General features: G+C 73.3%; 6 protein-coding genes and 1 pseudogene. 5 read left to right on the top strand and 2 right to left on the bottom strand.

Translation table 11 applies throughout. The features are described 5' to 3' along the window. A pseudogene (locus AB0O67_RS35865) lies at nucleotides 1-402 on the top strand (ABC transporter); the annotation flags it as partial. Continuing rightward, the gene (locus AB0O67_RS35870) at nucleotides 399-1217 is read left to right on the top strand and encodes an ABC transporter permease (protein WP_365459826.1); all 819 of its coding nucleotides are present in this window, start codon (nucleotides 399-401) and stop codon (nucleotides 1215-1217) included. The pseudogene AB0O67_RS35865 and the gene AB0O67_RS35870, both read left to right, overlap by 4 nt. Nucleotides 1218-1326: 109 nt before the next feature. Here AB0O67_RS35870 and AB0O67_RS35875 read toward each other — a convergent pair whose 3' ends face one another. Continuing rightward, on the bottom strand, nucleotides 1327-2904 hold the full coding sequence (locus tag AB0O67_RS35875; RefSeq protein WP_365459829.1) for a FadD3 family acyl-CoA ligase: 1578 nt from the start codon (nucleotides 2902-2904) through the stop codon (nucleotides 1327-1329). A 94-nt stretch (nucleotides 2905-2998) separates the two neighbouring features. Between AB0O67_RS35875 and AB0O67_RS35880 the strand changes: the two genes are divergently transcribed. The 3 genes from AB0O67_RS35880 to AB0O67_RS35890 are packed head-to-tail and all read left to right on the top strand — an operon-like array spanning nucleotide 2999 to nucleotide 5336. After that, on the top strand, nucleotides 2999-4147 hold the full coding sequence (locus AB0O67_RS35880; protein ID WP_365459832.1) for a lipid-transfer protein: 1149 nt from the start codon (nucleotides 2999-3001) through the stop codon (nucleotides 4145-4147). Between the two features lie 5 nt (nucleotides 4148-4152). After that, nucleotides 4153-4563, top strand: a complete 411-nt coding sequence (locus AB0O67_RS35885; RefSeq protein WP_365459835.1) for an OB-fold domain-containing protein — start codon at nucleotides 4153-4155, stop codon at nucleotides 4561-4563. Next, nucleotides 4560-5336, top strand: coding sequence for an enoyl-CoA hydratase/isomerase family protein (locus tag AB0O67_RS35890; protein ID WP_365459838.1), 777 nt, complete (start codon nucleotides 4560-4562; stop codon nucleotides 5334-5336). The genes AB0O67_RS35885 and AB0O67_RS35890 overlap by 4 nt, the downstream gene beginning before the upstream one ends. A 121-nt stretch (nucleotides 5337-5457) precedes the next feature. On the opposite strand, the gene AB0O67_RS35895 is transcribed toward AB0O67_RS35890, so the two are convergent. After that, on the bottom strand, nucleotides 5458-6666 hold a 1209-nt coding region (locus AB0O67_RS35895), incomplete at its 5' end, for a PQQ-binding-like beta-propeller repeat protein (RefSeq protein ID WP_365459841.1).

Below are 6666 nucleotides of genomic sequence, written 5' to 3' on the forward strand. Positions count from 1 at the left end.
GGCGTCACCGTCTTCCTCACCACCCAGTACCTCCAGGAGGCCGACGAACTCGCCGACCGCATCGCCGTCCTCCACGACGGGAAGATCGCGGCCGAGGGCACCGCCGAGGAGCTCAAGCGGATCGTCCCCGGCGGGCATGTCCGGCTCCGGTTCACCGATCCCGCCGCCTACCAGGGCGCCGCCTCGTCACTGCGCCCGGCCACCCGGGACGACGAGGCGCTGACCCTCCAGATCCCCAGCGACGGCAGCCAGCGCGAGCTGCGCTCCCTGCTCGACCGGCTGGACGCCGCCGGCGTCGAGGCCGACGAGCTGACCGTGCACACCCCCGACCTCGACGACGTCTTCTTCGCACTGACCGGCGGCGCCGTCGTCCCCAACCAGTCCACGGAGGCCGCCCGATGAGTTCCCCCCTGGCACCCACCCGCCCGACCCGGATCTCCCTCGCCCTGCGCGACTCCTCCACCATGCTGCGCCGCAACCTCCTGCACGCCCGGCGCTACCCGTCGATGACCCTGAACCTGCTGCTCACGCCGATCATGCTGCTGCTGCTCTTCGTCTACATCTTCGGCGACACCATGAGCGCGGGCATCGGCGGAGGCGGTCCGGACCGCTCCGAGTACATCGCCTTCGTGGTCCCGGGCCTGCTGCTGATGACCATCGGCAGCACCACGATCGGCACCGCCGTCTCCGTCTCCAACGACATGACCGAGGGCATCATCGCCCGCTTCCGCACCATGGCGATCCACCGCGGATCGGTGCTCGTCGGGCACGTCGTGGGCAGCGTGCTCCAGTCGGTCGCCAGCGTGGTCCTCGTCGGCGCCGTCGCCGTGGCCATCGGCTTCCGCTCCACCGACGCGACCGTCCTGGAGTGGCTCGCGGCGTTCGGACTGCTCGTGCTCTTCGCCACGGCGCTCACCTGGATCGCCGTCGGCATGGGCCTGGTCAGCCCGAACGCCGAGGCGGCCGGCAACAACGCGATGCCCCTGATCCTGCTGCCGCTCCTGTCCAGCACCTTCGTCCCGCTGGACGCTATGCCGGGCTGGTTCCAGCCGGTCGCCGAGTACCAGCCGTTCACCCCGGCCATCGAGACCCTGCGCGGCCTGCTGCTGGGCACCGGGATCGGCCACAACGGATGGCTGGCCCTGGCCTGGTGCCTGGGCCTCGCGACACTCGGCTACTTCTGGTCGACCTCGAAGTTCGACGACGACCCGAAGTAACCGCCGTGGCAAGGCGGCCATCCTCCCGCGACGCGTCCCACCCCAGGGCGGCGTACACCGACACCCGTCGGCGTACGCCGCCCCGTTCGCGCGAGGGGCGGGCATCGGCCTAGGCACCCACGCCCCTCGCCCGCAACCGGCCCTTCACCACCTTGCCGCTCGCGTTGCGCGGCAGCGCGCCCACGAACTCCACCTCGCGGGGCACCTTGTAGTTCGCCATCTCCCGTCGCGCCCAGGCGATCAGGTCGTCCGCCGTCAACACGGCCCCGGCCCGCCGGACCACGTACGCCTTCCCGACCTCGCCGAGCCGGGTGTCCGGTACGCCGATCACCGCCACGTCGGCCACCTCCGGGTGCAGACCGAGCAGTTGCTCGATCTCCGCCGGGTACGCGTTGAAGCCGCCGACGATGAACATGTCCTTGATGCGGTCCGTGATGCGCAGGTTGCCCGCGGCGTCCAGCACGCCGACGTCACCCGTGCGCAGCCAGCCGTCGGGGGTGAGCACCTCGTCCGTGGCCGGCCGGTCGTCGTAGTAGTCCCGCATGACGTTGAAGCCGCGGACCAGCACCTCGCCGGGGGTGCCGAGGGGCGCGTCGACGCGTACCTCCGTGCCGGGTATCGCCCTGCCCGACGTGGCGGCGATCACCGACGGGTCGTCGCCCCGGCGGCACATCGTCACGATGCCGCTCGCCTCGGAGAGGCCGTACGCGGTGAGGACCGCCTCGACGCCCAGTTCCCCGCGCAGCCGCTCCACCAGCCGCAACGGCACGACCGCCGCTCCCGTCACCACCAGCCGCAGCGCGGAGAGGTCGTGCGCGGCCCGGGAAGGATGGTCGAGGAGGGACTGGAGGAGGGTCGGCGGGCCGGGCAGGACCGAGACCCGCTCCGCCGCGATGTTCGCCAGCGCCGTACCGACGTTGAAGACCGGCTGCGGGATCATCGTCGCGCCCCTCATCAGACAGGCCAGGACGCCGGCCTTGTAGCCGAAGGTGTGGAAGAAGGGGTTGACGATCAGATAGCGGTCGCCCGGACGCAGGCCGGCCAGGTCGCCCCAGATGTCGTAGGCCCGCAGGGACTGCGCGTGGGTGATCACCGCGCCCTTGGGCCGGCCCGTCGTGCCGGAGGTGAAGATGATGTCCGAGGGCGCCGACCCGGACACCGCGGACGCCCGCTCCCGCACCTCGGCCGCGCCGATGCCCTCCCCCTCCGCCACGAAGTCCTTCCAGGTGCGGAAGTCCGGGGGCGCGTCCTCGGCCAGGACGACGACCCGCACCGGCAGTTCGCCCGGTCCCGCCGCCCGGCGCAGCGAGGCCACGTACGACGTCCCCAGGAACGTGCCCGTCACGAACAGCAGCCGCGTTCCGCTCCTGCGCAGCACGTCCAGCGCCTCGGCACCCTTGAAGCGGGTGTTCAGCGGCACCAGCACCGCGCCCGCCGAGACCGCGCCCAGTGCCGAGACGATCCAGTCGAGCGAGTTCGGGGCCCAGACCGCCACGCGGTCGCCGGGGCGGATGCCGTGGGCCATGCAGGCGGCCGCCGCCCGTTCGACCCGGGCGCCCAGGTCGGCGTACGAGATCCGGGTGCGGCCCTCGACCACGGCCTCGACGTCCGCGTAGCGCCCGGCCGCCCACCGGACCAGGCCCCCAACGCTCCCCCACTCCCCGCCTGTCTCCAGATCTCCGCGCACAACAGCCTCCCGACCGTGAGCTGACTGTTCGTCAGATTAGCTGTAGCCTGACGGCCTGTCAGCAGTCCTGTCGGCACAGGGAGGTGCGCGGACCATGGCAGGTCTCAAGGACGCGACCGCGATCGTCGGCGTCGGCCGGACCGCGTTCGCCAAGCACCTTCCGGAGGACGAACGGACCCTCGCCTGCCGAGCCGTCCTCGCCGCCCTCGACGACGCCGGGATCGCGCCGGGCGAGGTGGACGCGCTGGCCTCGTACACCATGGAGGAGACCGACGAGGTCGAGCTGGCGAAGGCCGTCGGGTTCGGCGACCTCACCTACTTCGGCAAGGTGGGCTACGGCGGCGGGGGTTCGTGCGCGACCGTGGCGCATCTCGCCGCGGCGATAGCCACCGGGCAGGCGACCGTGGGCGTGGCCTGGCGGTCGCGGAAGCGGGGCAGCGGGCCCCGGCCGTGGACGAACACCACCGTCCAGTTGCCGGCCCCCGGCCAGTGGACGCGGCCGTTCGGCCTGCTGCGGCCGGCGGACGAGATCGCCATGCTCACCCGGCGCTACCTGCACGAGTACGGCGCCACCCGCGCCCACCTCTTCAACGTGGCGCTCGCCTGCCGGAACCGCGCCAACCAGAACCCCGCCGCCATCATGTACGACCGCCCCCTGACCCGCGAGATGTACATGACCTCCCGGTGGATCAGCGAGCCGCTCTGTCTCTTCGACAACTGCCTGGAGACGGACGGGGCGCTGGCCTGCGTCGTCGTCTCCCGGGAGCGGGCCCGGGACTGCCGGCACCGGCCCGTGTACGTCCACTCCGCCGCGCAGGGCCTGCCCGCCCAGCACCACGGCATGGTCAACTACTGGAACGACGACCCGCTCACCGGGCCCGCCTGGAGTGCCGCCCGGCATCTGTGGAAGCACGCCGACTTCACTCCACAGGATGTGGACGTCGCGCAGATCTACGACGCGTTCACGGCCCTCGTGCCGCTGTCCCTGGAGGGCTACGGCTTCTGCGGGCGCGGCGAGGGCGGGGCGTTCACCGAGGGCGGCGCCCTGGAGATCGGCGGGCGGCTGCCGCTCAACACCTCCGGCGGCGGCCTGAGCGAGGCCTACGTCCATGGGTTCAACCTCGTCACCGAGGGCGTGCGGCAACTGCGCGGAACCAGCACCGCCCAGGTACCGGGCGCAACGACCTGCCTGGTCACCGCGGGTGAGGGAGTCCCCACGTCCGCACTGCTGCTGAGGAGCTGAGAGGCATGCTGAGTCCCGTCGTCGACCCCGAGGGCGCGCCCTTCTGGCGGTACGCCGCCCAGGGCGAGCTGCGCATCCAGGCGTGCGCCGACTGCGGTGAGCTGCGCTTCCCGCCCCGCCCCTGCTGCCCGCACTGTCACTCCTTCGCGAGCGAGTGGCGCCGGATGTCGGGGCTCGGGCGCATCTGGTCGTACGTCGTCCCGCATCCGCCCCTGCTGCCCGACTACGCCGCGCAGGCGCCCTACAACGTGATCGTGGTCGAACTGGCGGAGGCGCCGCGGATACGGCTCGTCGGCAACCTGGTCAGCCGTGCCGGTGCCGCCCTCGACTCCGTGCCGCCGGATCGCGTCCGGATCGGCGCCAAGGTGCGGGTCGTCTTCACCGACGCCGGGATCCCGCAGTGGGTGTACGGATGAGCGGCCTGAGGGTCACCGCCGACAAGGACACCGGCGTCGCCGTCGTCACCCTCGACCGGCCCGCGCGCCTCAACGCCCTCGATCTCGCCATGGCGAGCGAACTGGCCGCGATCTGGCGGGCGTTCCGCCACGACGACACCGTGCGGGCCGTCGTCCTCACCGGCGCCGGGGAGCGGGCCTTCTGCACCGGCATCGACCGGGACGCCTCGGTGCCGCAGCCCGGGTCGCCGTACATGCAGGACGATCCGCTGCTCGGCGTCGGGCCGAAGGCGAACGACCTGTGGAAGCCCGTCGTCGCGGCCGTGCGCGGGATGGCCTGCGGCGGGGCCTTCTACCTGCTCGGGGAGGCCGAGTTCGTGGTCGCGGACGAGACGGCCACCTTCTTCGACCCGCACACCTCCTACGGGATGGTCAGCGCGTACGAGGCGATGCTGATGGCGCAGCGGATGCCGTACGGGGAGGCCGCCCGGACGGCTCTGATGGGCACGGCGGAGCGGCTCTCGGCGCGGCGGGCGTACGAGGTGGGTCTGGTGTCCGAACTGACGCCGCCGGGCGAGGCACTCGCGGCGGCGACCGCCTGCGCCACGGTGCTCGCCGGGTATCCCCCCGAGGCCGTCCAGGGGACGGTACGGGCGCTGTGGGCGGGCCGGGAGGCGGCCCTCGCGGCGGCGTTCGCGCAGGCGCCGTCGCTCATCGCGCTGGGGAATCTGCCGCCCGGGCGGCAGGCGGAGCTGTTCGCCGCCCGGCGCCACGGTGGACATCGCGTCCGCTGAGGCTCCGTCGAGGGCGGTGCCGGAGCTGCTGCAGCCGCCCCCTCCCCCGCCCCCTGAGCCGGTGCCGCCGCTGTGCCGGCCCGTCGCGCACCCGGCCCGGCCGCCGCGTTCCGTGGCGCCGTCAGGCGGTGCGGGCCGTGCCCGTGCCCTTCTCGGCGTCGAGGGCGTAGACACACCGGTCCTTGCTGCACGCGTACACGATCCCGTCCTTGACGACCGGGGAGCCGGTGATCTCGCCGCCGGTGGCGAGCTTCCAGCGCAGCCGGCCGTCGTCGGCCTTGAGCGTGTACAGGAGGTGGTCGGTGGCGCCGAAGTGGATGCGGCCCTCGGCGACCGAGGGCGAGCCCACGATGTCGCCGCCCGCCTGGAAGCGCCACTTGGGCGTGCCGGTGACCGCGTCCAGCGTGTAGAGGCCGGTGCCGCTGCCGACGTGGACGTGGCCGGCGGCGACCAGGACCGGCTCGACGGAGGTGCGGGCCTCGGTGGCGATGCGCCAGCGGTCGCGGCCGTCCGTGGCGTCCAGGGCGTACACCGTGCCGAGGTAGTCGGTGAGATAGATGCCGCCGCCGGTGACCGCGGGGCCGGGCGCGTAGGCCGGCGGGGAGAGGAAGACGGCCGGTGCCTCGAAGTGCCAGCGGACGTGCCCCGCCGCGATGTCGACGGCGAGGACACGGGTGCCGGCGGTGATGTACACGTAGCCGTCGGGGGCGGGCGCCACCCGGACCGGGACGCCGCCGCAGGAGGCCGCGTCGCCGATCGGGTACGACCAGCGCTCGTCGCCCGTGCGGGCGTCCAGGGCGCGCAGCCGGGCGTCCTGCCAGACGTAGACGGTGCCGTCGTGCAGGGCGGGGCCGGCCTCGGGGGACTCGAAGTCGCTCTGGCAGCCGGTGATCTCCCAGAGCTTGCGGCCGTTCACCGCCTCCCAGGCCTGGACGCCGCCGCCGCGGGTGCCGGTGACGACGGTGCCGCGCTCGGCCTTCAGGGAGTACACCCAGGCGTCCGTTGACAGCCGCCACAGATCCGTTCCCGCGCGGGCGTCCAGGGCGAACAGGGTGGGGCCGTCGGAGGCGTGGATCCGCCCCTCCGCGACCGCCATCGACCAGGCCACGTCCCTGGTCTTGAAGCGGCGCCGCCCGGTGGCCACGTCCAGGGCGTGCACCTCGAAGGAGGTGACGTAGACGAGGTCGTCGGCGACGGCCGGGGTGCCCCAGACGTCGTTGGACATACGGAACCGCCAGGGCCGCCAGCCCGCCGGGCTCTCCGCGGGCGCGGGGGGCGGCACCGGTACGGCGGGCTCGGCGCCGTTGACGCCGGGGCGCGGCTTGGCCCA

This window comes from Streptomyces sp. NPDC086077 (genome assembly GCF_040686175.1).
Taxonomy (GTDB): domain Bacteria; phylum Actinomycetota; class Actinomycetes; order Streptomycetales; family Streptomycetaceae; genus Streptomyces.

Coding starts and splice junctions, on each gene's coding strand:
- AB0O67_RS35870 (WP_365459826.1), top strand. CDS start 399: ATGAGTTCCCCCCTGGCACCCACCCGCCCGACCCGGATCTCCCTCGCC.
- AB0O67_RS35880 (WP_365459832.1), top strand. CDS start 2,999: ATGGCAGGTCTCAAGGACGCGACCGCGATCGTCGGCGTCGGCCGGACC.
- AB0O67_RS35885 (WP_365459835.1), top strand. CDS start 4,153: ATGCTGAGTCCCGTCGTCGACCCCGAGGGCGCGCCCTTCTGGCGGTAC.
- AB0O67_RS35890 (WP_365459838.1), top strand. CDS start 4,560: ATGAGCGGCCTGAGGGTCACCGCCGACAAGGACACCGGCGTCGCCGTC.